Origin of the sequence: Pontitalea aquivivens, assembly GCF_046507575.1 — a bacterium.
Lineage (GTDB): Bacteria > Pseudomonadota > Alphaproteobacteria > Rhodobacterales > Rhodobacteraceae > Pontitalea > Pontitalea aquivivens.
The window spans coordinates 13,084-38,784 of the sequence record NZ_JBKFEY010000018.1; the positions used below are offsets into that span (position 1 = coordinate 13,084).

At 65.3% G+C, this 25,701-nt stretch carries 26 protein-coding genes and 1 pseudogene; 13 read left to right on the forward strand and 14 right to left on the reverse strand.

Annotated elements, in window-relative coordinates; all coding sequences use genetic code 11:
- Window positions 1-153: 153 nt before the first annotated feature.
- From ACK8OU_RS15275 to ACK8OU_RS15300, 6 genes and pseudogenes are all read right to left on the reverse strand, one after another.
- Window positions 154-513: a hypothetical protein gene (locus ACK8OU_RS15275; RefSeq protein WP_410304283.1), complete on the reverse strand. Its 360-nt coding sequence runs from the start codon at window positions 511-513 to the stop codon at window positions 154-156.
- A gap of 83 nt (window positions 514-596) precedes the next feature.
- On the reverse strand, window positions 597-2,372 hold the full coding sequence (locus tag ACK8OU_RS15280) for a PHA/PHB synthase family protein (RefSeq protein WP_410304284.1): 1,776 nt from the start codon (window positions 2,370-2,372) through the stop codon (window positions 597-599).
- A gap of 96 nt (window positions 2,373-2,468) precedes the next feature.
- Window positions 2,469-3,461: an alpha/beta hydrolase gene (locus ACK8OU_RS15285; RefSeq protein ID WP_410304285.1), complete on the reverse strand. Its 993-nt coding sequence runs from the start codon at window positions 3,459-3,461 to the stop codon at window positions 2,469-2,471.
- 302 nt (window positions 3,462-3,763) lie between these two features.
- Window positions 3,764-5,122 carry an ATP-binding protein gene (locus ACK8OU_RS15290; protein ID WP_410304286.1) on the reverse strand — a complete coding sequence of 453 codons (1,359 nt, stop codon included), beginning with the start codon at window positions 5,120-5,122 and terminating at the stop codon, window positions 3,764-3,766.
- Window positions 5,119-5,778 (reverse strand): response regulator transcription factor, encoded by a 660-nt coding sequence (locus ACK8OU_RS15295; RefSeq protein ID WP_410304287.1) that lies wholly within the window; start codon window positions 5,776-5,778, stop codon window positions 5,119-5,121. The genes ACK8OU_RS15290 and ACK8OU_RS15295 overlap by 4 nt, the downstream gene beginning before the upstream one ends.
- 64 nt (window positions 5,779-5,842) lie before the next feature.
- A pseudogene (locus ACK8OU_RS15300) lies at window positions 5,843-7,621 on the reverse strand (Tn3 family transposase); the annotation flags it as partial.
- 95 nt (window positions 7,622-7,716) lie between these two features.
- Here ACK8OU_RS15300 and ACK8OU_RS15305 point away from each other — a divergent pair.
- The 3 genes from ACK8OU_RS15305 (at window position 7,717) to ACK8OU_RS15315 (ending at window position 10,862) form a co-directional block, all read left to right on the forward strand.
- Window positions 7,717-9,273 carry a flavodoxin domain-containing protein gene (locus ACK8OU_RS15305; protein ID WP_410304288.1) on the forward strand — a complete coding sequence of 519 codons (1,557 nt, stop codon included), beginning with the start codon at window positions 7,717-7,719 and terminating at the stop codon, window positions 9,271-9,273.
- Window positions 9,254-10,246 carry an FAD:protein FMN transferase gene (locus ACK8OU_RS15310; protein ID WP_410304289.1) on the forward strand — a complete coding sequence of 331 codons (993 nt, stop codon included), beginning with the start codon at window positions 9,254-9,256 and terminating at the stop codon, window positions 10,244-10,246. The genes ACK8OU_RS15305 and ACK8OU_RS15310 overlap by 20 nt, the downstream gene beginning before the upstream one ends.
- A 142-nt stretch (window positions 10,247-10,388) precedes the next feature.
- Window positions 10,389-10,862: a hypothetical protein gene (locus ACK8OU_RS15315; protein ID WP_410304290.1), complete on the forward strand. Its 474-nt coding sequence runs from the start codon at window positions 10,389-10,391 to the stop codon at window positions 10,860-10,862.
- A gap of 33 nt (window positions 10,863-10,895) precedes the next feature.
- Here ACK8OU_RS15315 and ACK8OU_RS15320 read toward each other — a convergent pair whose 3' ends face one another.
- Entirely contained in the window at window positions 10,896-11,810 is a 915-nt protein-coding gene (locus ACK8OU_RS15320) for a LysR family transcriptional regulator (protein ID WP_410304291.1), read from the reverse strand.
- Between the two features lie 108 nt (window positions 11,811-11,918).
- Between ACK8OU_RS15320 and ACK8OU_RS15325 the strand changes: the two genes are divergently transcribed.
- The 3 genes from ACK8OU_RS15325 to ACK8OU_RS15335 all read left to right on the forward strand — a co-directional run bounded on the left by ACK8OU_RS15325 (window position 11,919) and on the right by ACK8OU_RS15335 (window position 14,840).
- On the forward strand, window positions 11,919-12,137 hold the full coding sequence (locus ACK8OU_RS15325) for a heavy-metal-associated domain-containing protein (RefSeq protein WP_028714023.1): 219 nt from the start codon (window positions 11,919-11,921) through the stop codon (window positions 12,135-12,137).
- Between the two features lie 64 nt (window positions 12,138-12,201).
- Complete coding sequence (locus tag ACK8OU_RS15330; protein ID WP_410304292.1) at window positions 12,202-14,121, forward strand: heavy metal translocating P-type ATPase; 1,920 nt, start codon at window positions 12,202-12,204, stop codon at window positions 14,119-14,121.
- Window positions 14,122-14,189: 68 nt separating this feature from the next.
- Window positions 14,190-14,840 carry a DUF924 family protein gene (locus tag ACK8OU_RS15335; protein ID WP_410304293.1) on the forward strand — a complete coding sequence of 217 codons (651 nt, stop codon included), beginning with the start codon at window positions 14,190-14,192 and terminating at the stop codon, window positions 14,838-14,840.
- Here ACK8OU_RS15335 and ACK8OU_RS15340 read toward each other — a convergent pair.
- From ACK8OU_RS15340 to ACK8OU_RS15370, 7 genes are all read right to left on the reverse strand, one after another.
- A complete protein-coding gene (locus ACK8OU_RS15340; RefSeq protein ID WP_410304294.1) occupies window positions 14,837-16,792 on the reverse strand; it encodes a heavy metal translocating P-type ATPase in 1,956 nt (651 codons plus the stop codon). The two genes, ACK8OU_RS15335 and ACK8OU_RS15340, sit on opposite strands and share 4 nt — an antisense overlap.
- A 70-nt stretch (window positions 16,793-16,862) precedes the next feature.
- The gene (locus ACK8OU_RS15345; RefSeq protein ID WP_038145505.1) at window positions 16,863-17,240 is read right to left on the reverse strand and encodes a hypothetical protein; all 378 of its coding nucleotides are present in this window, start codon (window positions 17,238-17,240) and stop codon (window positions 16,863-16,865) included.
- An 89-nt stretch (window positions 17,241-17,329) separates the two neighbouring features.
- Entirely contained in the window at window positions 17,330-17,812 is a 483-nt protein-coding gene (locus ACK8OU_RS15350) for a cytochrome b (protein WP_038145508.1), read from the reverse strand.
- Window positions 17,813-17,897: 85 nt separating this feature from the next.
- Window positions 17,898-18,590 carry an ABC transporter ATP-binding protein gene (locus tag ACK8OU_RS15355; protein ID WP_038145510.1) on the reverse strand — a complete coding sequence of 231 codons (693 nt, stop codon included), beginning with the start codon at window positions 18,588-18,590 and terminating at the stop codon, window positions 17,898-17,900.
- 1 nt (window position 18,591) lies between these two features.
- The gene (locus ACK8OU_RS15360; RefSeq protein WP_038145513.1) at window positions 18,592-19,725 is read right to left on the reverse strand and encodes an ABC transporter permease; all 1,134 of its coding nucleotides are present in this window, start codon (window positions 19,723-19,725) and stop codon (window positions 18,592-18,594) included.
- A complete protein-coding gene (locus ACK8OU_RS15365; protein ID WP_038145515.1) occupies window positions 19,722-20,867 on the reverse strand; it encodes an efflux RND transporter periplasmic adaptor subunit in 1,146 nt (381 codons plus the stop codon). The genes ACK8OU_RS15360 and ACK8OU_RS15365 overlap by 4 nt, the downstream gene beginning before the upstream one ends.
- Window positions 20,868-20,870: 3 nt before the next feature.
- Complete coding sequence (locus ACK8OU_RS15370; protein ID WP_051855734.1) at window positions 20,871-21,467, reverse strand: TetR/AcrR family transcriptional regulator; 597 nt, start codon at window positions 21,465-21,467, stop codon at window positions 20,871-20,873.
- A 374-nt stretch (window positions 21,468-21,841) separates the two neighbouring features.
- On the opposite strand from ACK8OU_RS15370, the gene ACK8OU_RS15375 reads away from it, so the two are divergent.
- From ACK8OU_RS15375 to ACK8OU_RS15405, 7 genes are all read left to right on the forward strand, one after another.
- On the forward strand, window positions 21,842-22,072 hold the full coding sequence (locus tag ACK8OU_RS15375; protein WP_038145517.1) for a helix-turn-helix transcriptional regulator: 231 nt from the start codon (window positions 21,842-21,844) through the stop codon (window positions 22,070-22,072).
- A gap of 103 nt (window positions 22,073-22,175) precedes the next feature.
- Window positions 22,176-22,340, forward strand: a complete 165-nt coding sequence (locus tag ACK8OU_RS15380; RefSeq protein WP_410304295.1) for a JAB domain-containing protein — start codon at window positions 22,176-22,178, stop codon at window positions 22,338-22,340.
- Between the two features lie 109 nt (window positions 22,341-22,449).
- Window positions 22,450-22,968: a DNA repair protein RadC gene (locus ACK8OU_RS15385; protein ID WP_410304296.1), complete on the forward strand. Its 519-nt coding sequence runs from the start codon at window positions 22,450-22,452 to the stop codon at window positions 22,966-22,968.
- 102 nt (window positions 22,969-23,070) lie between these two features.
- Window positions 23,071-23,562, forward strand: coding sequence for a DUF6878 family protein (locus ACK8OU_RS15390; protein ID WP_410304297.1), 492 nt, complete (start codon window positions 23,071-23,073; stop codon window positions 23,560-23,562).
- Between the two features lie 10 nt (window positions 23,563-23,572).
- Entirely contained in the window at window positions 23,573-23,950 is a 378-nt protein-coding gene (locus tag ACK8OU_RS15395) for a DUF6915 family protein (protein ID WP_410304298.1), read from the forward strand.
- A 650-nt stretch (window positions 23,951-24,600) separates the two neighbouring features.
- Complete coding sequence (locus tag ACK8OU_RS15400) at window positions 24,601-25,020, forward strand: hypothetical protein (RefSeq protein WP_410304299.1); 420 nt, start codon at window positions 24,601-24,603, stop codon at window positions 25,018-25,020.
- The gene (locus ACK8OU_RS15405; RefSeq protein ID WP_410304300.1) at window positions 25,013-25,657 is read left to right on the forward strand and encodes an antitoxin of toxin-antitoxin stability system; all 645 of its coding nucleotides are present in this window, start codon (window positions 25,013-25,015) and stop codon (window positions 25,655-25,657) included. Before ACK8OU_RS15400 ends, ACK8OU_RS15405 begins: the two co-directional genes overlap by 8 nt.
- Window positions 25,658-25,701: the final 44 nt, after the last annotated feature.

A 25,701-nucleotide genomic window follows, 5' to 3' on the forward strand; every position in this document is an offset into this window, starting at 1 on the left:
CTGGATGGAGCGTCTCAGCCTGCTGATCAAGCTGCACTTCATGAGCGGCGCTCTGTCATTGATTTGCAATCCTCATGGCCTGCATCATGGACCACCTGAGATGCGCATAGGACCGAGTCATACCCCCGGCCGTCGGACTGCCAACATCACAACTCAGGAACCCGGCAACGCGCGTTGCACGACCGCAGCTTGCCATTCCTGGATCGCCTTTTGCAGGCCTTGAGCATAGGCAGTCTGCGCCGCAACCAGTGGTGCCCCCATGGCCAGGACCCCGCTCATGCTGGCTCCAGCCAACTGCATGAAAATATCTGTCGGCAAGCTGAAGGAAGTTTCGGGTTCGCATTGCTGCGAGACTCGGCCGACCTCTGCCCTGGTCTTTGCGATGACATCCTCGTGATAGCGGCATGCGGCCTCAAGCCCGCGATGGCGGAAATCTTGTGACAGGTTCAGAATACGAAGCATCAGCTCTAAATTTGCCTTATGCAGGTTAAGAGGGTGCATATCGATCTCCATTGCAGACTCCTTACGGTGGGATAGGGGCTTTGCCTGTTGCCTGACGCCCGCTTTGATCTGTCGCTTTTCCTGAACCACTGCGATCATCTCTCCAGCACGTAGGTGCCGGGAGCATCCCCCAGCGGCGCAAGGCCAGCTTTCGTGGCCCCCATCGACGGCGGGGCGACCTGCTCCTCGGACGAGCGCGTGGCAAGCCAATCGCCCCAAGCCGGCCACCATGAGCCTTGTTGCACCGGGATTTCCTCGCGCCACTTGTCGGGATCGGTAAAACGCTGGCCATGTTTGCGCGTCGCGATCTGGAAGCTGCGATTGGCGCGCCCCGGCTCGCTGACCACACCGGCATTGTGGCCGCCGCTGGTCAGGGCAAAGGTGACGTCGGCGCCGCCGATCAGCCGATGGACCTTGTAAACGGTTTTCCACGGCGCCACATGATCGCGCACCGTGCCGACGGCAAAGACCGGCAGACGGATGTCACTCGGTACCGCCGGAATGCCATCGACCAGATAGCGTCCGTCGGCAAAGTCGTTATCCAGATAGAGCTTGCGCAGATATTCGCTGTGCATCCGCGCCGGCATACGTGTGGTATCGCTGTTCCAGGCCATCAGGTCGAACAGGCCCTGCCGTTCGCCCAGCAGATATTCCTTCATCTGGCGCGACCAGATCAGATCCTGCGAATTGAGCAACTGGAACGCGCCGGCCATCTGCCAACCGTCTAGATAACCCTTGTCGGCCATGATCGAGTCAAGAAAGGCAAGCTGGCTTTCGCCGATGAACAGCGACAATTCACCCGGTTCGCGGAAGTCGATCTCGGCCGCCAGGAGGGACATGCCGCGCAGTCGCTCGTCTCCGTCGCGCGCCATGGCCGCGGCGGCAATCGCCAACAGCGTGCCGCCAAGGCAATAGCCGACCGCGTTCACCTGGCGATCCGGCACGATGGTGCCCACCGCATCCAGTGCCGCCATCACCCCAAGCCGGCGATAATCCTCCATCCCCAGATCGCGGTCGTCCGAGCCGGGATTGCGCCACGAGATCATAAAAACGGTGTGCCCCTGATCGACCAGCCAGCGCACCATCGAATTATGCGGCGAGAGGTCGAGAATATAGTATTTCATGATCCATGACGGCACGATCAGCACCGGCGTGGCATGGACCCTGGAGGTGGTGGGCGCATATTGGATCAGTTCAACCAGATGGTTTCGGAAGACGACCTTGCCCGGCGTCAGCCCCACGTCCTTGCCGACAATGAAATCCTCGCTGCCCGCGGGTGGCGCGTCGGCAAGGATCCCTCCCAGATCCTCCAACCAGTTCATCGAGCCCCGCCACAGATTGGCGCCACCGGTCTCGGCGGTCTTTTGCAGCACCTCGGGGTTGGTCCAGAAAAAATTGACCGGCGACAACATGTCCAACCATTGCCGGGCGGAAAAGGACACCATGTCCTCATGCTGGCCCGAGACGCCCCGCACCCCGGACGTGGCGGATTGCCACCATTCCTGTTGCAGCAGGAAGCCCTGATGGATGACGTTGAAGGGCCATTTTTGCCAGGCGTCGCCTTCGAAACGGCGGTCCTGTTCCAAGGGCTCAACGCAGTTGGGGCAGTTGGGGTTGGCGGCCGAACGCAAGACATAGTTTAGAAACCGCCGGTGCCCATCGAAGGCTTCTTCAAGCAATTTTCGCCGCTTGCCCGGCGAGATTGCCAGATGAAGCGCCCAGTCATGCCAGGCGAGTTGCGCGGCGGCGGGCGACAGCCCGCGGGTGGCGCGAGCAAGTGTCATATGCGCCAGCTGATCGAGCGGGTCGGTACCATGTGATTCACTATCGCCTGCTCTTGCGGCGGCGACTGCCTCAGGCGAATCAGTCATGGTCGCGCTCCACCTTCATAGAAGTAAACTAATACTTGCTTTTTGAAGTAAGGGCAACCACCTCGCAAAGCCGGTCTGTTCAGGTGATCGTAGACATCAGTTTTCCGGGATCCCTCCGGCGATCAGGATGAAGGGACTCGCCGCAGCCGCCCCGGTCCGCTCCAGAACAAATGCGCCAGCATCCGATATCGCCTGACCTGGTCGTTGACGCATGCCTGGATAGAGCGCGGCAAGCATTGCATATCGGCTGTGTCCCTGAGCATCCGGAGATCGGATATCGCCAACATCAATGAGGGCGACGCCAGACGATTCGGTGGCAGCGGTAACCCGTAGATCCCCTACATTCAACGCCCCAACCCGCGGTTGTCCGGCGTTCAGCCTTGCCGAGATCTGTAACGCTCGATCGTCGGGGGCGACGAGTACAGCCAAGGGTGGATCCAGTGGTCCTATTACGCTGAGTTGCGCCCGAAATACGTCTACATCAATATCCGGTGCGGCCAGAACGACCTGTAGCCGGCGAAGAGTGGGATCATCCCCAGTCAATCGCAACTGGCGAAGTGCCTCCATTACCAACCACCCGCCCATTGAGTGACCCAACACGGTGATCTGGCCGATCCGTATGTCTCGAGCCAGCGTTGCCAGCAGTCCTGTCAGGTGATCACGCGAGTAGGTTGCGGCCTCACGATCGGCGGCATATCCCATCATGGCCGCATTTGATGGCCAAGAGAACAGAATAGCCGCACCCTCTCCGCCGCTGTCATGGGTAATCTGCGCCAGGCGAAACAGGCCCTCCTGAAAACTGGTGTTGTAGCCATGCACGAAAACCCGCACGTCTGCACGTTCCGGTCCAGATGCAACGTGATCGATGAGGGCCGACAGCGGCATGTCCTGTCTGGCGGCGACGGTCATGGCGACCAGTGGATCCGGATGCCGCCCCGGCCATTCGATGTTGCCGGCCTTGTGCGTGGGCGGGATCGAGATGGAAAAGCGTGCCGCCGAGAAGGTCGTGGCTCGCGCATCACTGAAACCAGATGCAGGATCGTCGGGGGATTCCTGTCGCAACCGGTTGGTTGCTGCATACAGGGTCACGACATCTGCTCCCGGCAGACTTGGAACCGGCACAAGGACACTGTCACCTGGTCGAGATGCGCACCCAGCGCCCAGCCAAGGTATCACGAGAAGGACCAGCAGGAGGACCCGAACACGCATAATGTATCACGGCACCTTTCGTGAGGTCAAAAATCATATCGACACATAATAGAAGTAATTACTCACTAGTATCAATCCCCCAGGCAACCTCACCCTCAACTCACCAAGGCGCCTCAGTCATGTAAAGCAAGCATCCAGCCGGGCTGCGAACGGCCGGCCGAAGGTTGGTCCGATTGTCGCGACTATCGGGCGCCGGCAGCTTCGCTCAGCTTCCGTGAAGCTATCGGGAGAACCACGATCGCCTCAAAGCCGGACAAGCTTCCCGGCCTTGGCGATTGCAAGGTGAGCTTTGACGAAATCCGATCGGCAATGCTGGCGACGATGGCAAGGCCAAGCCCGCTGCCTTCCGTTCCGGCTGTCCTCCTCTCAAAACGGCGGGTCAGCCGGCCAAGTGCTTCTGTCGGCACGACGGGGCCTTCATTGGCGACGCGGAACGTGCCGTCCTCACTGAGGCTTACCGTGATCGGTTTGTCAGATGCGCCGTGCCGCAGGGCGTTCTCAATGAGGTTGCGGCCGATGATGCCAAACGCATCGGGGTCGAGGTCGGACATTACCGGGTGCTCCGGCAGGGCGAGCGCGATCCGGTTCGGTGCTGTCCTCTCGATATCGTCCACGACCAGACGGGCAGTGATGCGAAGATCGGATAGGTGATCGAGCCGTAACCGCCCGCCTTCTGCTCGGGCCAGTTGCAGAAGCCGTTCCGCGATCCGGGCCAGCCGCTTCAACGAGGCCTCGATCTCGGCAGCCCTGTGGCCGGCGCCGGTATCTTTCGTTTCCACCTGTATCCGCTGGGCCTGCGCGATTGCGCCTGCCAGCGGTGTTCGCAATTCATGCGCTGCGTTGGCGGCGAAGGTGCGTTCGGCCTCGAATGTGGATTTGAGTTGCGCCAGAAGCACATTGATCGCCGTCCCCACCGGGGTGGCCTCGACGGGAAGATCGTCGCAGGCGACGGGGGCGAGGTCGCGCGGCGAACGCGCGGCCAGCCGGTCGCGGTAGCGGCGCAACGGGGCCAGACCCGAGCGGACAGTCAATACGATCGCCAACAGTGCGGCAGGGATGAATACCAGCAGCGGCAACCCCAGGCCCGCCCAGACATCGCGTGCCGCCGCCGCGCGATGGGCAAGCGGCTCGGCGACCGTGAGGCGGATCGTGCCTTGCAGGGCGTCCTCGCCATACAGGCGATGGGTTGCGGTTGTGCGAAAGCCCGGACCGTTCCATTCAGGGAAGATGGCGGGATCGGCCTCATGCGATTGCAGAAGAATTCGCCCTTCGTCATCGCGCACAATATAGGTGAGGAATTCGTCGTGGTCGCGCAGGTCGGCAAGGTGCTGCGTCACACCTTCCTCCTCACGTCCGACGATCTCGACAGCGGCCAGCGGCAGCAGGCGCTGCGCCGCTTCCTGTAGCGACGAGTCGAAGATCCTGTCCATCTCGTGCCGCAGCATGACCGCCGTGGTGGCGGCGGCTGCGATCCACAGAAGCGTCAGAAGGATACCGAGCGACACCCCCAACCGCATCTGAAGGCTGCGTGGCATCGTCATGGCGAACCTAGCCGGTAGCCCAACCCGCGCTCGGTCTCGATCACCTCAGCGCCCAGCTTCTTGCGCAGCCGGCTGACATGGACCTCGATGGTGTTGCTTTCCACCTCGGTATCGAAGGCATAAAGCTTTTCCTCGAGCTGTACCTTGGACAAGAGATGCCCGGGGCGGGTGAGGAACGTCTCGAACAGTGCCCATTCACGTGCGGTGAGCTGCACCGGCCGGCCGTCGCGGCGGATGCTGCGCGAGGCAAGGTCGACGGTAAGCGCGCCGTGGACGATGATCGGGTTGGGATTGCCGCTATAGCGCCGCGCGACCGAGCCGATCCGCGCGGAAAGCTCGGCCAGATCGAAGGGCTTCACCAGATAGTCGTCGGCACCGGCGTTCAAACCTTCGATCCGGTCCGAAATCTGGTCCAGCGCGGTCAGGATGATCACCGGCGTCACGTCGCCGCTGGTGCGCAGCGACCGAAGGAAGGTGATGCCGCGTCCGTCGGGCAGCATGAGGTCCAGCAATACCAGATCATAGCCGGTGCCGGCCATCGCATCGCCGGCTGCGTCCAGGCGCGTGACCCAATCCACCGACTGGCCACCCGCGGCGATCTGGTCCCGCACGGCGGCACCCAGAACGGTATCATCCTCGATCAGCAGGATCCGCATGATCTTCCTACTCGTTTGCCTCTGGCCATTAGGGGTCTGCTGCCGGACGGTGCTAAATCCTACGCTAAGCTCTTTTCGGCCACCTGTACTCCCCTGTGAGTAAGATGTGCGCCCATCCGAGGGGCGAGATGTGAGCCAGAAGGCCGGGCGAACAGTCGAGACCGGCGCGGTGGCGGCTTGTGACTGCCTCCCCGAGATGTTTGGTGTTCCAGTAGATGATGATGGCGGCGAGCAGATTGAGGCCTGCCATGCGGAAGTGCTGCCCTTCGGCGGACCGGTCGCGGATTTCCCCTTGGCGGCCGATGCGTAGGGCGTTTTTCAGAGCGTGATGAGCCTCGCCTTTGTTCAGCCCGATCTGTGCGCGGCGCTGCATGTCGGCATCGAGCAGCCAGTCGATGATAAAGAGCGTGCGCTCGACACGTCCGATTTCGCGCAAGGCCAAGGCCAGCTCGTGCTGTCGGGGATAGGCAGCGAACTTCCGCAACAATTGGCTCGGGGGCATGACGCCCGCGACCATGGTGGCAGCGCTGCGCAGGATGTCGGGCCAGTTTGCCGTGACGAGGGGTTCCTTGATCTTGCCGCCGATCAGCCCCTTCAGCTCTTTGGGGCAGGCTGCCGGGTCGAAGAGATAGAGGCGCTTCAATGGCAGGTCCCTGATGCGGGGGATGAACTGGAAGCCCAAGAGGGCTGTTACCGCGAAGACATGGTCGGTGAAGCCGCCCGTGTCGGCATACTGCTCGCGGATATTCTGGCCCGCGCCCGTCATCAGCAAGCCATCCAGAATGTAGGGAGCTTCGTTCACCGTGGCCGGGATGGTCTGGGTGGCGAAGGGGCCGAACTGGTCGGACACATGGGTGTAGGCCTTCAGCCCGGGCTCTTGGCCGTATTTGGCGTTGATGAGGTTCATCGCCTCGCCTTGTCGTGTCGTCGGGAAGAATTGCCCATCACTCGATGCCGTTTGTCCGGCACCCCAGAACCGTGCCATCGGCAGCGCGGACTGCGCCTCGATCACCTTTGCCAGTGCGCGCGACATGGCCTCGCCTTCGACATGCCATCGCGACAGGCGGGAGAGCTGGAAGTAGTCATGGGTGTTGGTAGCCCCTGCCATCTTGCTGAGGCCGAGGTTCAGTCCCTCGGCAAGCAGCACGTTCAAGAGGCCGATCCTGTCCTTGCAAGGCACACCCGTATGCAGATGCGTGAAGGCTTCGGTGAACCCGACCTCGTCATCCACTTCCAGCAAGAGATCCGTGACCCTGATTTCCGGCAGGCGCTTGTAGAGGTCGAGGACCATGGCTTCGGCTTCTTCGGGAACAGCGGCGGTCAGGCGGTCGATCTTCAGCACACCATCTTCGATCGACCCGCCCGGAATGGCCCCGGCCTTTGCAGCCCGCGCCAAGCGACGCAGGGCGTCGGACATTCGTGCCTTGCGGTCGGCGAGCCAGCTATCGGGCTCAAACGGCATGGCTAGCTTCGGCGTGGCGCGGGCAACCTCTGCCGGAACAAGCGCCTCCTTCAGGTCGCCAAACCGCCGTGAATGGGCGAGCCACACATCGCCCGAGCGGAAGGATTCCCGCAGATGGAACAGAACCGCGACTTCCCACAGACGGCCTGCATCGCCGCCATCCGCGTTCAGGTGCCGCAACCACTTCGACCCCCGGCGCAGAAACGTCAGCGGCAGGATCTCCGTCGTCTCCGTGCCCGCGATGATTGTGCTCGCCGCCAGCAGCGGTTCCGCCACGGGCGCGGCGCGAATGTCGAGCGTCCGCAGCATGCGCGGTGCGTAGCGGCGGAAGCGATGATACCCATGTCCGACATGCGCCAGAGGGTCGGCGGCCAAGGTGTCTGGCCGCCTCGACCTTCGATCTTCTGCCGGATGGAGCCGCACCGCCGGCCTTTCCGACTGAGGTCAGCGGCAGCACCGGGGTCTCGCTTGCTGCGATGGAGCCGCTCTCCGTGATTGCTGTCACGGAATTGCGCGAGCTGAGCTTTCCCTATCCTGGCGACGCCACGGACGCCTTCACTCTGAAGACGGATCGCGGCACCGGCTATCTCGATCAGGGGACGGGTGAGCTTCTGGCCTGGGCCGAGCTGACGATGTGGGAACGGATATCTGAAACCATCTACATGCTGCATACCGGGCAGGGGGCCGCATCTCTCGGCCTCGTGCTGGGTGTGCTGGCGCTCGGCGTGCCGGCAATAGGGGTGAGTGGTCTTGTGCTCTGGTTCGCGGAGCGGCGGTCAAGACCGCGTCTCCGTGGCAATCATCCTGCAAACGGCGCTGCGACCATCTTGCTGGTGGGCTCGGAGGGCGGCAGCACCTGGGGTTTCGCTGCGACGCTCCAACATGCGCTGACCACGGCGGGCCAGCGTGTTCATGTCGCGCCAATGTCCGGTTTCGAGCCGGCGCGCTATCCGCAGGCCGAACGGTTCGTCATTCTCGCCGCCACCTGGGGCGAGGGACAGGCTCCCGCCACGGCGAAGGGGTTCATTGAACGCCTCGCGGCGCTGGAATCCGTCCCTGAGGCCCCGCTTGCCGTGCTTGGTTTCGGCGATCGCAGCTTTCCCGCGTTCTGCGCGTTCGCCGATGAAGTCGCGAAGCGGGCTGCTGCCAAAGGCTGGGCGCAATTGATGCCCTTCGACACGGTCGATCGCCAGTCGCCGCAGGATTTCGCCCGCTGGGGCCGCGCCCTGGGGGCGGCGCTGGGGATCGAGCTTACGCTCGAACATATGCCAACCCCGCCCGTGACGGGGCGGCTCACCCTGATCTCGCGCCGTGATTACGGGGCGGAGGTGCAGGCGCCGACCACGATCCTGCGCTTTGCCCTACCCGAGGCGACGTTTTTGCAACGGCTGACAGGTCGGGGGTGTGGCCGGTTTCAGGCCGGTGATCTCCTCGGCGTTCTGCCCGAGGGTGCGGACCTGCCGCGCTTCTACTCGCTGGCGTCCGGACGGCGCGACGGGTTCGTCGAGATCGTGGTGCGCAAGCATCCCGGCGGCCTCTGCTCGGGTCAGCTTCTGGCGCTGGAGCCGGGCCAGGCGATCCGCGCCTTGGTCCGGCACAATCCGGCTTTCCATGCCGCAGGAGGACGCTCGCCGCTGATCCTGATCGGCGCTGGCACCGGAATCGGCCCGCTTGCGGGCTTCATCCGGGGCAACAGCCGCAAGCGGCCCATCCATCTGGCCTTCGGGATGCGCCACCCCGACAGCGATTTCCTGTATCGCGACGATCTGGCCGGCTGGCAGGTCGATGGCCGTCTGGCGCGATTGACCACCGCGAACTCGCGCGGGGCAAAGCCGCGCTATGTCCAGCACTCGCTGCGGGCCGAGAGCGCTGAACTGATCCGGCTGGTGCAAGAAGGGGCGCGCATCATGGTCTGCGGCGGGCGCGACATGGCCTCGGGTGTGGCCGAGGCGCTGACCGACATCCTCGCGCCGACGGGCCTTACCCCGCTCGCGCTGAAAGCGGAGGGGCGCTATGCCGAAGATATCTACTGACCCGGGCCGCCACGCGCTGAACGGCCCGACCATGGGCACGCGCTGGTCGGCGCTTTTCCACGCCGATGCCGGGCTGGACCCCGCCCCGGTGCAGGCTGCCCTGCAAGCGGTCGTGACGGAGGTCGATGCCGCGATGTCGACATGGCAACCCGACAGCGACTTAATGCGCCTAAACCGGGCGCCCGCAGGCGCCTGGGTGGCCGTTCCTGCCGGCTTGGCCGAGGTGCTGAACCTCGGGCTGCGGATCGGGGCTGTATCGGGCGGTGCTTTCAACATCGGCATGGGCGATGCGGTGCGCGCCTGGGGTTTCGGCCCCGAGGAGGCCGATGCCGGAGCTATCCGTGCGACCATGGTAATCACGCGCCCGCCCGCGCATGAGGTGCTGGAGATCGACCGCGCGGCCGGGTTGGCGCGAAAACATGCACCCATCACGCTCGACCTGAACGGCATCGCCAAGGGCTACGGCGTCGACAGGTTGGCCGAAATGTTGCAGGGCTTCGGCATCACCGGGTTCCTTGTTGGCATCGACGGCGAGATGCGGGCCTCCGGGCTGCGGCCCGACGGCATGCCCTGGACCGTCGCCGTCGAGGCGCCGGATCCCGAACGCCGCGCGCGCCACTCGGTCCTGATGCTGCAAGATGCCGCCGTCGCCACCTCGGGCGATTACCGGCATCATATCACCGTTCAGGGCCAGCGCCTGTCGCATACGATGGACCCGGCGACGGGCGGCCCGCTGCGGTCGTCGCCGGCCTCGGTCACGGTCGTCACGGGCAGCTGTGCCGAAGCCGATGCCTGGGCAACCGCGCTGATGGTGCAGGGTCCGCAGGCGGGCGGCGAACTCGCCGCACGCCTTTCCCTCGATGCGCTGTTTCTGATGCGCGAGGCAGGCGGCATCCGGACCCATGCCGTCGGGGCGTTGTTCGACAGCCCGATGGTATCGGCGGCAGGCCGCGAGGGTCTGGATTGTGCCTGAGGTCTGTCCATTCGTGCAATGGGTCTTTGCAGGTTTTGTCAATTCTCGTGCGAAAACGGACAGCTTATGTCTATCCCAAGCCCGGCTGCGTCTGTCGATGCCCGCCGCGGCCAGAACCACTTGGCAGATACAGGAGATCACTATGCGGACTGTAAAATCTTTCACCACCGTCGCTGTCGCTCTCGCCCTCGCGCTGGGGTCAGCTGGCATTGCCGCCGCGCAATCCCAGGGACATGACAGCCATGGCGCGGGGGCTATCGAGATCACGCTGAACGATGGCGCCAAATGGCAGGGCGATCAGAACATGATCACCGGCATGACCGCGATTCACGGAACCATGGCCGCGAACCTGGCCGCGATCCACAACGGCACCCTGCCGGCCGATGCCGCGAATGGGGTCGCTGCCGATGTCCAGAAGCAGGTCGATTTCATGGTCGAGAACTGTGTGCTGGAACCTGAGGTAGACGAGCAGTTCCATATCGTCCTTGGTGAGGTGATGACCGGCATCTCGGCATTGGAGGCCGGCGAGGTCGAGACTGGCGCGGTGACGATTGTTCAGGCGTTGAACGCCTATGGCGAGCATTTCGAGCATCCCGGCTGGCAGATGATCGACTGACGCCACGGGCGCAGGCATGGGCCGGCGCGGGCGTCACGCCTGCGCCGGCCTTGTCTTGCACGGGCAGCGCCCCTCCAGCAGGTCGGCATCGGCCGCCAGGGCCGTCGCCATGAAGTCCAGAAACAGGCGGATGCGCGCGGTTTGGCGCAGATCCTCGTGAATCAGCAACCACAGGTCCAGCATGAAGTCCTCGGGCAGCGCGGCGGCGCGGATCAGGCTGGGGTCGCAATCGGCGATCACGCAAGGCAAGGCGGCAAGTCCGATCCCCGCCTTCGCACCGGCATGGGCGGCGATGATCGAGTTTGTCCGGTAAACCTGTCGCGCATCCGGCCACCAGCGGGCCAGGCGGCGGCTGAGCGGACCATGGGCCGAGCCGTAGCCGATCCAGTCGCCATCGGCCGGATCGTCCGCCCCCCGCGCATGAAGGCCCGCCGCACCATAGACAGCGAAGGCAAGCCGCCCGACACGCCGCCCGACCAGCGTTTCCTGCCCCGGATTGCCCAGCCGCAACGCGACATCGGCCTCACGCCGGGTCAGGTCCAGCACCGTATCCGCCACCACCACCTCGATCTCGATCTCGGGCCATTCGGCGCGGAAGGCGGCGACGTGGCGGGGCAGCACACCCACCGCCAGCAGGTCGGTCGTGGTGATGCGGATCGTCCCAGTGGGCCGCTGGTCCTGTCCGGTAACCTTCAGCCCCAGCGCGGTGATTTCTTTCTCGATGCGGATGACGGAATCGCGCATCTCCTCGCCCGCCTGGGTCAGAGCATAGCCGCCGGGCAGCCGGTCGAACAGCCGCACCCGCAACCGCGCCTCGAACGCGCCGATGCGGCGAAAGACGGTGGAATGGGTAACGCCAAGGCTGCGCGCCGCCCCTGAAAGCGACCCCGCCCGCGCCACGGCCAGAAACAACCGCAGATCGTCCCAATCCTGCGCCTGTGCATTCATGCAATGATCCCTTGTCGAAATTGCCACTCCTGATCCTGAAAGGACAGCATATCTTGAGTTCACAAGCAATGACCGCCCCACCGGGCGGCGACATGAAAGGAACCAGCCATGACCAAGACCATCCTGCGCAGCGACGAATTTTCCTGCCCCTCCTGCGTCACCAAGATCGAGAAGGCGCTGGCGGCAACTCCCGGCGTGACCGCCGCCAAGGTGCATTTCAACACCGGCCGCATCGAGGTCGAGCATGACCCCGCATCCGCCCCGGTCGAGGCCCTTGTCTCGGTGGTGAAATCCACCGGCTACGAGGCCCGCCCCGCCGCATTCTGACCCATCCCTTCCAGCCCGGCCGTGCCTGCCCGCGCGGCCGGGCCTTCACATCACGAGGCCCCGCATGTTGACCCCTATCCTGACAATTCTTCACCAGTCGGCCAGCCGCAGGAAGTGGCTGACCATCATCAGCGGCAGCCTGATCGTGCTGGGCCTGATCGCCCTTTACGGGTTCGGCCTGCGCGGGCTCTGGGCGGCATCTATGCTGGCGGCGGCCTTTATCGCCGGCTCTGACATCGCCTGGCGGGCGTTCCACGCGCTGCGAATTCGCCATTTCTCGATCGAGTTGCTGGTGACCGTTGCGGCTATTGGCGCGCTGTTCATCGGCGAATATTGGGAATCGGCCGCCGTTACTTTCCTGTTCAGCTTCGGCGCCTGGCTTGAAGCCCGCACCCTGCGCCAGACCCGTGGCGCGCTGGCCGATCTGCTGAAGGCCGCGCCCGAGGTCGCCACCGTGATCCGCGACGGCCAGCCGGTCGAGATTGCCGCCAGTGCCGTCCAGCCGAATGAGGTCGTGCTCGTGCGCGCCGGAAACCGCATCCCCGTCGATGGCGAGGTGATCGACGGTAACGCCGCCGTGTCCGAGGCCGCCATCACCGGCGAGCCGATCCCGGCCGAGAAAGCCCCCGGCTCCCACGTCCATGCCGGCACCATCGCGGAAAATGGCGTGCTGCGCATCCGCGCCACCGGCATCGGCGCCGATACCACGCTGGCCCGGATCATCCGCCGCGTCGAAGAGGCGCAGGAGGAACGCGCCCCCAGCCAGCGCATGATCGAGCGTTTCGCCCAATGGTATACGCCCGGCATCATGGTGCTGGCGCTGGGTGCCTGGGCGGTGACGCAGGATATTCGCCTCGCGCTGACCCTTCTGGTGGTGGCCTGTCCGGGCGCCCTGGTGATCTCGACGCCGGTCTCCATCGTCGCCGGCATCGGGCGGGCGGCGCGCTCGGGCATCCTCATCAAGGGCGGGCAGCATCTGGAAAGCGCCGGCCGCATCGACATGCTGGCGCTGGACAAGACCGGCACCCTGACCGAGGGCCGCCCCAGCCTGGTCGAGATCGTGCCTCTTGGCGGAATCGATCGTGCCGAATTGCTGCACTGGACGGCGATCGCCGAATCCGGCTCGGACCACCCGCTGGGCCGCCCGATTATCGAGGCCGGCCGTGCCGAGGGCGAGATTCCCGCGCCCGAGACGGTCGAGGAAGTGGCTGGCATGGGTCTGGTGGTCCACCACGACGGGCGGCAGGTCGCGGCCGGCAACCGGCGGCTGTTCGACCGGCTGGGCATCGGTTTCGACGCCGAGGCCGAGGCCGCGCTGGCCGGGGTTCTCGGGCGCGGGCGCACGCCGATCATCGTGGCGCTGGACGGGCGCATCGCGGGCATCTTCGGGCTGTCCGACCAGCCCCGCCCCTCGGCCAAGGGCGCCATTGCCCGGCTGCGCGACATCGGGGTCAGCCGCATCGCCATGCTGACCGGCGACCAGCCGCAGGCCGCCCAGGCCATCGCCGCCGAGATCGGCATCGACGAGGTTCATGCCGGCCTGATGCCCGAGGACAAGCTGGACCTGATCCGCCGCTTTCAGGCCGAGGGCCGCCATGTCGCCATGATCGGCGACGGCATTAACGACGCCCCAGCGCTGGCTGCCGCTGATACCTCGATCGCCATGGGGGCCGCGGGCTCGGACGTGGCGATCGAGACCGCCGACATTGCGCTGATGGCCGACGATCTGGAGAAACTGCCCGAGGCGATGGCGATTTCCCGCGCGACGCTGAGCAATATGCGCCAGAACCTCGTCATTGCGCTGCTGACCGTGGCCGGGCTGCTGTTTGGCGTGTTCAGCGGCGATGTGCATATGGCCGAGGGCATGCTGATCCACCAGCTTTCGGTGCTGGTGGTGATCGCCAACGCCATGCGCCTGCTGCGCGTCCCGCGCGGTCCCGGCGGACGCCGGCCTGCGCAGGCAGCGGTGCCCGCGACCGCCTAGGCGCTTGTGCCTCATCGACAATTCCGCTCCCGTGTCCATGGCGCGGGGGCGTTTTCATGGGGGATGACATGACCGATAGCAATGATGTTCGGGACATCCGCGAGGTTCTGGATTTCTGGTTCCCCGAGGGCCGCGCGCTGGACATCGACCCCGACCGCCATGCCAAGCTGTGGCGCTGGCGGATGCATGGCGGCGCGGACGGTGAGATTGCGGCGCGGTTCGGCCCGCTGACCGAACGCGGCGCGGCGGGGGCGCTGGATCATTGGGCGGCAACGCCCGGGGGCAGGCTGGCGCTGATCGTGGTGCTGGACCAGTTCCCGCGCTCGCTGTGGCGGGGCAGCGCGCTTGCATATGCGCAAGACCCGGCAGCACTGGCGCAGGCGCTGGCGGGGCTGGAAAACGGAGACTGGGCGGCACTTGGCCTGCCGTGGTTCCAGATCGCCTTCACCCAGCCTCTGGGCCATGCCGAGGGGCCGGACCATCTGGCCCGGATCGACCGGCTGATTGCCCTGCGGCGCGACATTGCCGCCCGCGCGCCGTCGGCCTTGCGCCCGCTCTATGCCTCGCTGGTCGATCAGGCCGGCAAGGTGCGCCGCGTCATCGCCAGCTTTGGCCGCCACCCGCATCGCAACGCCACCCTTGGCCGCAACTCGACGCCCGAGGAGGAGGCGTATCTGCAAAGGGGCGATTTCCCCCATCTGCGCGCCTTTCGGGACTAACGCCCCGCCGGCCAGGCCGGCAGCGCCGCGCCCGGCAATGCCTGTCCGCCCGCCGGTGCCTTGGGCCGGCGGATCGGGTCCGACAGCAGCCGCAGCCCGTTCAGCACCACCAGCACCGTGCCGCCTTCATGGCCGATCACCACCAGCGGCAAGGGCAGGTCGAAGAACAGCCCGCCGATGACCAGAACCACCATGGCGCCGATGGCAAAGGTCAGGTTCTGCCGGATCACCCTTGAGGTTCGGCGCGACAGGCGCTGCGCATCGGCCAGCCGCTCCATATCCTCGGAGAGCAGCGCCACATCGGCGGCCTGAAGCGCCACCTCGGACCCCGCCGCGCCCATGGCGATGCCGATATCGGCGCGGGCCAGCGCCGCGGCGTCGTTCACCCCGTCGCCGACAAAGGCGACCTTGCCGCTGTCGGTCAGCGCACCGACCGCGCGAACCTTGTCCTCGGGCAGCATTTCGGCGTGGATCTCGTCGGGGGCAAGGCCAAGCTGCGTGCCGATGCGCAGTGCGACCGGGCGGCGGTCGCCGGTCATCATCACGATGCGGCGCACGCCCCCCTTGCGTAAAGCCGCCAGCGCCGGGGCCGAACTGCCGCGCGGCGCATCGGCGACGGTGACCGCGCCCAGCACCTGCGCGCCACGGCCCAGATATACCACGGTGTCCGCGCCTTCGGCCAAGGATTGCAGGGCGGGGTGATCCAGCGGGGCGCCCATCGCCTGCGCAAGATAGGGGTTGCCGGCCCAGACCGGGCCAGAGGCATCGCGGCCTTCGATGCCGATGCCGGGCCTTGCGTTCACATCCGTCACCGCGACCGGCTGCAAGTCGCGGGCCAGGGCCTCGCGGTGGATGGCGGCGGCGATGTGGTGTTCGGAATGCGCCTCCAGCCCGGAAAGCAGCGACAGGAAGCCGGCCTGATCGCCGTCCAGCGCGACCAGCCGCGTCACCGCAGCGCGGCCGGTGGTCAGGGTGCCGGTCTTGTCGAAGGCGAAGATATCGACCTCGGCCAGCGTCTCCAGCGCGCCGCCGCCCTTGAACAGAACACCGCCCCGCGCCGCCGCCGACAGCGCCGACAGGATGGCGGCGGGAACCGAGATGACGATGGCGCAGGGGCTGGCCGCGACCAGCAATGTCGCAGCCCGGTAAAGCGCCTGTTCCCAGTCGTGTCCCAGGAAATAGAAGGCGGCGAAGGCGAGCATCGCGCCCGCCATGACGGCGACCGTGTAGCGTTGCCCGAACCATTCGCTGAACCGCTCGGACGGGGCGCGGGCGGCCTGCGCCTCGGTCACCAGCCGGATCATGCGGGCGATGGTGCTGTCGCTGACGCTACGCGTGACCTCGACATCCAGCACGCCATCCAGATTGATCGTGGCCTCGAACACTTGCGCGCCGGCCTCTTTCGACACGGGCATGGATTCGCCGGTGATATTGGCCTCGTCGATGCCACCGCGCCCGGTGACGACCACGCCATCGCTGGGCACCCGCGCACCGGGGCGCAGCACCACCACATCGCCGACGGCCAGCACCTCGGCGGGCACCTCCTCGACGGTGCCGTTGGCGGTCTTGCGCAAGGCGGTCTCGGGGCGCAGCGCCATCAGCGCCTCGATGGCGCGGCGCGCCCGGCCAAGCGCGCGCTCCTCCAGCGTGGTCGAGATGCTGAACAGCGTCAGCAGCACCGCGCCCTCGAACGGGGCACCGACGATTGCGGCGGCAATGGCGGCGGCGATCATCAGCAGGTCGATGTCCAGCACCCGCTCGCGCCACAGGGTCGAAAGCGCGCGCCAGCCGGTCGGCAGGCCACCAGCCAGATAGGCAAGCACCAGACCCGGAAGCTCGATGGGTGCCCATGCCTCGCCCGGCAGCCACCGCCCGGCAGCCGCCATTGCGAGGCCCAGCACGGTGGCCAGCGAAAGGGCCATGGACAGGTCGATGGAAGAGGATTTGGTCATGTCAGGGTCCTGGCTGGCACGACTGCGGCATGGGGCCGCAGTCGCTGGCTGGCTTGGGTTTATGCCTTGATCAGTGGGTGCGGCGGCCGCGAAAGGCAAGTGCGGCAATCGTGATCCAGATGCTGCTGCGCAGGATCATCGCGCCCATGGTGCGCGCCTCCCATGCGCCCCCCGAGACCACATGCCACAGAAAGGCGGTAAAGACCGCCACTGTCGCCAGCGCGATGCCCAGCGACAGCATCGGTGCCCAGCCCGCGCCGCGCCACAGGCCGATTCCAGCCAGAACATAGGCGAACCCGGCAAGGAAGTTGAACCACAGAACGAAGGGCACCGCTGCACCCATATCGACGCCGCCGAACAGCGCCCTGCCGCCCGAAACGATGGTCAGGAGGCCAAAGACCGTCGCCACGGCGGCGGTAATGGTCAGGGTGCGCGATCTTGTCGTCATGTCTTCCTCCGGGGTTTGGGGATCGGCCGGGTGGGTGTGACCCGGCCCGCCATGGGTCATGGGGTGCGATACGCGGAACGGACCGCGCCTCAGGGCCGGCCAAGCATGCGCCGCAGCACATCGGTCTTGAGCCAGAAATGATGGTAAAGCGCCGCGAGGATATGCAGGATGACCAGCGGAACCAGGACCAACCGCGCGATGGAATGGGCATCGCCGATTGCCTCGATGCCGGTCATCCAGGCGGCCGCGCCGGAAAGCACCATCAGGATCAGCAGGAGGTTGAGGGCCGCATGCGTGCCCGTTGCCAGAGCCTTCAGGGCCGGGTGCTCGCCTTCCGGCAGGCCCGGAACGCCGCGCCGACGGCGCAGCACCAGCCGCCACAGGACGAGAACCAGGATCAGCGCGCCGGCAACGGCATGGGGATTGATCGTCGGCTGGTTCGGCAGCGTGCCGTCCATCCGCCCGTCCCATGCCCCGACGATGCCGTCATGCATGAAGATCTGGAAAAAGACGAGGGTTGCAATGACCCAATGCAGGATGATCTGGGGTCTGGAATAGGATGTCGGTTGCATCTTGGTTGTGCCTTTTCAAGGACGGGTGAAGTTGCAGGATCGGGGTGCAGGGTCTTGTGGTCATGTCTGCCTCCCCGCAAGCCCGTCACGCGCTGACCAGATGGCCGTCGCGCAGGTGGATCAGGCGGTCGAAGCGGTCGAAGATCTTTTCGTCATGGGTGACGGTGACGATGCAGGCCTCCTGCTCGACGGCCAGTCGGCGCATGAGGTCCATCACCAGCCCGGCGCGCGCGCCGTCCAGCGCGGCAGTGGGCTCGTCGGCAAGGATGATGCGGGGGCGGTTGGCCAGCGCGCGGGCAATCGCCACGCGCTGCGCCTCGCCCCCCGACAGCAGCGCGGGCTTGACCATCGCGCGATGGCCGACCTCCAGATAATCCAGCAATTCACGCGCCCGTGCCCGGCCTTCGTCAGGGGGCCAGCCGGCAAGGTCCAGCACCACCGAGACGTTTTCCTGCGCGGTCAGGAAGGGCAGCAGGTTATGCGACTGGAAGATGAAGCCGATCTTGTCCAGCCGCAGCCGGCGCAGATCACGCCGCAGCCATTTGCCGTCGAACACCGGCTCGCCATCCAGCACCACGCGGCCCGCCGAGGGGGCAAGGATGCAGCCGATGACGTTGAGCAGCGTCGTCTTGCCCGACCCCGATGGCCCCAGCAGGGCGATCACCTCGCCGGCGCGCACCGTCAGATCGACCGCGCGCAGGGCATCGACGCGGGTTTCGCCCTCGCCGAAATGCTTGGCCACGCCTGTGACTTCGATCAGGGTGTCGCCAAGCGCCATCTCAGCCCCCCAGCGCGGTGGCCGGATCGACCTTCATCGCCGCCCGCACGCCAAGCGCCGAGGACAAGAGGCAGACGGCGGCGATGATCCCGGCTAGGACCATGGCGTTGAACGGCTCCAGCACGACGCGGCGGGGGAAATAGTCCTTGACCGTCAGGATCAGCAGCAGCCCGATCCCCCAGCCCGAAGCGCCAAGGATCATCGCCTGCTGCACGATCAGCCCGATGATGGTGCGGTCGGGCGCGCCGATCAGCTTCAGCGTGGCGATCTGCTTCAGCTTTTCCATGGTCATGGTGTAGATGATGAGGGCGATCACCACGGCGCTGACGGACAGCAGAATGCCGAGGAACAGCCCGATCTGGCGGCGCGCCTTGTCGACGACCGAGGCCAGCAGCAGTTCCTCCTGTTCGGCCTGGGTCATGGCGGCGAGGTGCTTCCATTGGCGCACGGTCGCGGTCAGCAGATCGACATCGGCGCCCGGTGCCATGCGGGCAATTATGGCGGCGACCGATGCGGACTTGACGGAGACAGCCCCGCGCGCGGCCTGCACCCGCTGGGCGGCGGGGTCGAGTTCAGTCTGAAGCGCCATCGCGTCGGCCAGCGTCACATAGACCGCCGGATCCCCGCCCGAGTTCATCGCCCCTTCGACCAGCCCGACCACGGTAAAGCGGTTGCGCCCGAGCCGGATCGTCTCGCCGGGCAGCAGGCCGGTCTTGCGGTCGGCCACCAGTTCGAAATGACCGGCGCCGATGCCGCGCCCCTCGGCGATCGCCTGCGGCCCGCCGGGGCGGCCCGGCTCGTAGCCGACGACATAGAGTCGCAGCGTGCGCCCGGCATGAGGCGCTTCGAGGTTCTGATAGTTGACCGCGCCGGCCTCGGCCACGCCGGGCATCCGCGCCACCGCGTCGCGCGTGTCGGCGGGGATGCTGGAGGCTTCCGCGAACGGTCCCTTGGTGCCGGCCTCCACCACCCAGACATCTGCGGCAGGTGCCTTTACCACCGCCAGCGCGTCCGAGACGAGGCCGTTATAGATACCGATCATCGCCAGCACGACCGTCATCAGCAGCCCCAGCCCGAAACAGGTCAGCACGAACCGGAACAGGCCATGGCGGATGTCCTTGAGCGCGAGGTTCATGGCGCCTCGCTGGTACGGGCGCGCCGGCCCTCGGCCGCGCCTTTGGGCGGGCCGGCGACGATGGTGGCACCTTCGGGCAGGCCGCCGGTGACCTCGACCCGGCCGCGGTCATCGCGGGCGCCGAAGGTCAGCCCCACCCGCGCAAGGCGGCCGTCCTGCACCGTCCAGACCATGCCGCGATGGCCGTCGAAGCCGGTGATGGCGACTTCGGGAACCATCAGCGCGCTGTCCCTGTTGCCGGTGGTGATGCGCACCTCGGCCTGTTCGCCGAGGAACATCTCGGCGGGGCAGTCGGAGCAGGTCAGCCAGACGCGGCGCTCCTCGTTCACCCGGTCGCTTTCGATGCCGATGCGGGCGATGGAACCGTGGAACTCGGCCGAAGGCTGGGACCGTAGCCGGATCGTGCCCGGCTGGCCTATGGCAAGCTGGCCGGCGCGCTCCTCGTCGACATAAGCCTGGATCCAGATGGTGGCCGGGTCGATCAGGGTGAAGATCGGATCGCCGGCCTTCACCACCGTGCCCGCCTCGGCATGGCGGGTCACGACCTGTGCATCAAAGGGCGCGACCAGCCGGTGGTGGGCGAGCAAGGCTTCCTCCTGCCGCAGGGCCGCCGCCGCATCCGCGCCTTGCGCCTGGATCACTGCGACATCCGCCTCGGCCACCGCCAGATCGGCGCGGGCCACGTCCTCGTCGCGCTGCGTTTCCTCCGCGCGCTGCGCCGAGGCGACATCCCGCTGCACCAACCCTTGCTGGCGCCGGTTCGCCGCCTCGCGCTCGGCCAGCACGGCGCGGGCGCGCACCACCGCCGCGCCGGCCTTGGCAAGATTGGCCTCGTTCGCCGCCACCGCCGCGCGGGCGCGCGCCACGCGCGCTTCCTGCTCTGTGGAATGAAGTACGGCAAGCTCCTGCCCTTTAGTCACGCTGTCCCCAGCATCGGCGGAAAGCCGGGTCAGCGCGGCGCCCACCTCGAAGCCGACACGGCTGAGGATGCGCGCCTCGACGGTGCCGAGCCCGTAGATGCGAAGGGTCACATCGTGTACGGGCTGAACGACCGTCACCGTCAGCGGGCGCTCCGTGAAGAACAGGAAGCCGACCCCAACGGCGGCCGCCAGCACCACGCCCAACAACGAGATGCGCCGCATCGTCTATTCTCCTCGCACAGCCAGAAGCCGGCATTGCACGTCGAACAGCCGCAATCCCTCCTCGCGAAGGTTGAAATCGCGCGCGCCGAGCGCCCAGCGGATTGCCACCCCCTGCACGAGTGCGGTCAGCAGCACCGCCACATCGTTTGCGGCGACGTCGTCCCAAAGCACGCCCGCCTGCTGCCCGGCGCCGACCTCCCGCGCAAGCAGGCCACGAAAGGCCGTGAGCCTGCCGTGAAACGTGGCGCGCAGTTCCGCATTGGTGACGTTCAGTTCACGTGAGAACAGCAGCATCGGCAGGGCGGGGGTCGCAGCGATCTGCGCGAATTGCGCGGCAATCAGTGCGCGCAACCGGATAACCGGCGCGTTGCCGAGGTTGAGAGCTTCGTCCCAGGCCGTTGTCATCCGCTCGGCGACATGCTCGGCCACGGCCTGCCACAGCGCCGCCTTGGTCGGAAAATGCCGAAACAGCGCCGCCTGCGTGACGCCGATCTGCGACGCGACGGCGCCTGTCGTCACCCGGTCCGGCCCGATCCGGTCGGTCAGATCGAGCACGGTGGCCACGATCTCGGCCTTGCGGAGTTTTGCTGACTTGCGCACGGGGCGCCTCTTTGGTTAGTAAGCGATCACAAACAAATTTAAGCGGACTCACGCGATGCGTCAATTATCGGGCGTCACTTTCTGCATGTATTGATTGTCACGACACTGGGGGCCAGATGGGAAGCTCGTTTCAGAGCATCCTCCTCTGACAAATCATAGATCGACGCCGATCAGCAAACCCACCGATGTTTAGCCGGGACTAACCGGCAACCCTACGATAGTAGTTTTCTGCTTTCTCCGCTTTTTAAGAGGGCGCATGTTCATCCGTGACCGCAAATGAACGAACAGCCTAGACGCTCGCTGACCGTGACTGAAGAACGCTGCCGCATCTAGTCACCCAGTCACCGCGTGGTACCCAACGCGAGGAGACCATCATGGCAGACAACAGATTTCTTACACCCGAGGAGGTTTCTCAGCGCTATCGCGGAACAGTTTCGCCCGGAACCCTGCGGAACTGGAGATCCATGAAGATTGGTCCATCGTTCGTCAAGATTGGCAAAGCGGTACTCTATCCTGAGAGCGAGCTCGATGCCTGGGACGAAAAGAACAAAGTGAACTGCCGTGTTTTGGCTCGAACCGACGTGCAGGTAGAGGATCAAGCGTGATGATCATACTAGAGCACGACCTACATACCCCGAACGACGTCCCCACCTACTCTCAAAAAGTATTAATATATAGCATATTCAATATAATAGTAGATTAAAATGGGTGATCCACAACCACCCTTCGGGCGATCCGACGCCGTCGGAAGCCGATCTCAGTATGACCAAGGAGATCCAGAAGGGCTGCAAGTATCTCGGCCTGACGCTGCATGACCACATCATCGTCGGTGCCGGAACGGAGCTGAGCCTGCGGGCCCTCGGCAAGCTCTGATCGTGGCACCAGACTTGCTGCCGTCGCCCCTTCGAGGAAGAGGGCGGCGGTTTGGTCTTTGACGGATGAGGCGGGGAGAGTGGCTTCCCGCGCCGTTGGAGATATTGCCATGTTTGACCTTCCCCTGCCGCTCCAACCGAGCCCGCGCCTGATGGGTCCTGTCGCAAATGGTGGGACTGTCGCTTCTGATCCCAGCCTGCCTTTCGCGCTGACGCGGATGCACCGGACGCCGGAAGCCCTGATGTCGGGCACCGCTGCCCCCGTGGTCGTTGAGCGTTTTGCGACGCTGGCCGATGCCATGCAGGGGGCGTTTGAACTTGCCGAGGACAACGGCTCCGATGCAGCGCCGCAGCTTCTGGCCATCCTTGATTACGACCAGCGCCTGGTTCTTGCCGGGGCCGCCAGTCATGGCGCTGTGGCTTGGTGCCACCCTGTCGCCAATGCTCTTGAGGCGCGGGGCGTCGTGACCGAGGCGGTTCAACTTCGCGCCCATGCTTGCCGTGCCACTGGCTGGCACGAGCCTGAATTGGCGCAGCGGCTGCGTCACCGTGCTGATCTGCTGGATGCGCGTCTGGTCGATCCGCTCTGGCGCGCCTTTGCCGCCCGCGCGCTGCAGATCGCGGCGTGACGCCCGAGAGACAGAGGAGGGATGGGAAGGGTTTGAGCCTTCGGGGGGCAGAAGAGTGCGCCACCCGGGGGTCTGACCTGTCCTCACCGAAAGGAGTTATCCATGACCCAGACTGAACCCACTCTGGCCGCCCCGCTGCGGCCTTCGACCGTCGATTTCGGGGCGATCCTTGCCGCGCATGCCGAACGCACCGCCCGGACCCTCGCCCTGCGCCCGGGCAACAAGGACCGCCTGTTCGATGGCCTCATGGCCGCCGGCATCACCCATGTCACCGTGACCTTCGACGGTGCTGGTGACAGCGGCCAGATCGAAAGCATCGGCGCCTGGGCGGGTGAGACGGCTGTCGACTTCCCCGCGACTGAAATCCCCTATGCCGCGCTGACGTGGGATGATCCCGAGGTCGAAATGCGCAACCTGTCATTGGAGGATGTCGTCGAGCAGCTCACCTACGACTTCCTCTCCGACACCCATGGCGGTTGGGAAAACAACGACGGCGCTTACGGCGAGTTCTGCTTCGACGCCGCGGCCCGTTGCATCCACCTCGAGTTCAATGAGCGCTTCACTTCGTCCGAACTCTACACGCACGATTTCTGAGGGGGCGACGATGGCACATCCCTACCACCACGCCCTGTCCTCAGTGAAGAAATGGGGCGGCACGGTTGATGATTTCATCGCGGTGCATACATGGTTCGACCAAAGCAAGGAGATCACTGCCGATTTTCGGCACCGGGCCCTGCGGCACCATGCTGAGGGCATATTCATGGCCGAGACGATCTTCGGCCAGACCCTCACGCTCTCGACCGGGCGCATCATCCCGACCCGATGGGTTGGTGAACAACATGTGAAAGAAGATCTCGGCTTCATCCCGAGCTTTGCCGATTGGGTGAAGGCCATCCGGCCCGAACCCTGGATGGGCCGGTCGGAGAAGATCGAAGCGCTGGTCGATCCGCATCTCGCCTCGCCCGTGGTCGAGGTCAGCTGACATGACTGATCCCGCATACTTGCGCCTCGGTCTGCCGCCGACGGCATCGCCCCAGACAGTTCTGCGCGCGGCGGTCCGGGCGCTGCACCCCGATACGCGCGCCGTGCGCAGCTTCCGGACGGCGCGCAAGCGCTTCTAGGGGTAGATTCCGGTAGGGGGCAGGATCGTAACATAAGAAAATCCGGCGACTGTGTACCATTTGAACCTATTGGATTTTCTGCCTCATAACTTCTTGATTTTGCTGATGCAGAAAGTGTCCCCGAAAACCACTCGATAAACTGGGACGACGTTGTGACAGCACCGTGCGTCGTGGCGCATCTGGGGGGCTGAGGCTGGATGTGTCCGGTTTGTGAAGTAATCATCCCTATTTCTTGCCACCTTCACAGCCACCAAACGGGCGTGCCAGCGTCTTGGCAGCCACGAAGGCGGCCATACGGCTCAAATTGAATGGAAAGTGGGGGCGTTAGGGCCTTGTGATACAATCCTGCCCCCTACCGGAATCCACCCCTTCTACCGGCAGATGCTCTGCGCGCATGCCGCACGGCAGGCATCGGGCGACAATCCGACCGGCTGATCGCTTCCAACCAACCCTTCATCCCAATCCAGCGCCCGGCCCCTAGGCCCGGGTTTCTCAATCTCAGGAGGTCCCCATGGCGGATTACTTCACCCATTTCTCATGCCTGATCGACGTCGGCACGCCCGACAAGGCCGCCCGGGCCCTTGCCCTGTTCCAGAGCTTGCGCGAAGCCGATCAGGACGCCGATGACCCGGAGGTCGCAGGCTTCGACCTCGTGCACCAGGATGCGCCTGAGGGCAGCACCCTCTGGATCCATGACGACGAGCACGGCGATGTCGAGGCGGTTATCCGCTTCGTGCTACGCCTGGCAGAAGACCTCGACCTCACCGGCCTCTGGGGGTTCCAGTATGGTCTGACCTGTTCCCGGCCTCGCCTCGACGCCTTCGGCGGCGGCGCGCATGTCATCGACCTCGGCGCGCGGAAATGCGTCGGCTGGACGAGCAGCCATGAATGGCTGGCCGCCGCGCTGAACGGGGAGGACGTCGATGCCTGAGGTCATCTGCACCACCGTCTACCAGTTCCCCGAGCTTTCAGATGCAGCCAAGGAAAAGGCGCGCAGCTGGTATCGCGAGCTTGGGCCTCACGACGATTGGTGGGACACGGTCTACGAAGATTTCGAGCGTATCTGCGATATTCTCGGCGTCCGGCTCAAAACCACGCCCGTGCGCCTGATGGGCGGCGGGACGCGGGCCAAACCCTGCATCTGGTTCTCAGGATTCTGGAGCCAAGGGGATGGGGCTTGCTTCGAAGGTTATCTCAGCCACACCAAGGGCGTCGCTGCACGCATCCGTGACTACGCCCCGACCGACGCGACGCTGCATGGCATCGCCGACCGCCTGCAGGCCATCCAGCGGCGGAATTTCTACCAGATCGCTGCCGAGGTCAGCCACCGCGGCCGCTACTACCACGAATACTGCATGTCCGTGGACGTCACCCGCGATAGCCCGACCTGGCAGCCGCCCAGCGAGGATGCCGAAGAGATTGTGACCGAGGCGCTGCGCGATCTCGCCCGCTGGGTCTACCGCCAGCTTGAGGCTGAATACGACCACCTGACCTCGGACGAGGCCATAGAGGAGGGGATCATCGTCAACGAGTACACCTTCACCGAAGAAGGGCGCCGGTTCGGGTGAGAGCGCGGGCAGTTCATTTGATCTTTACAACGAGGCCATATGAT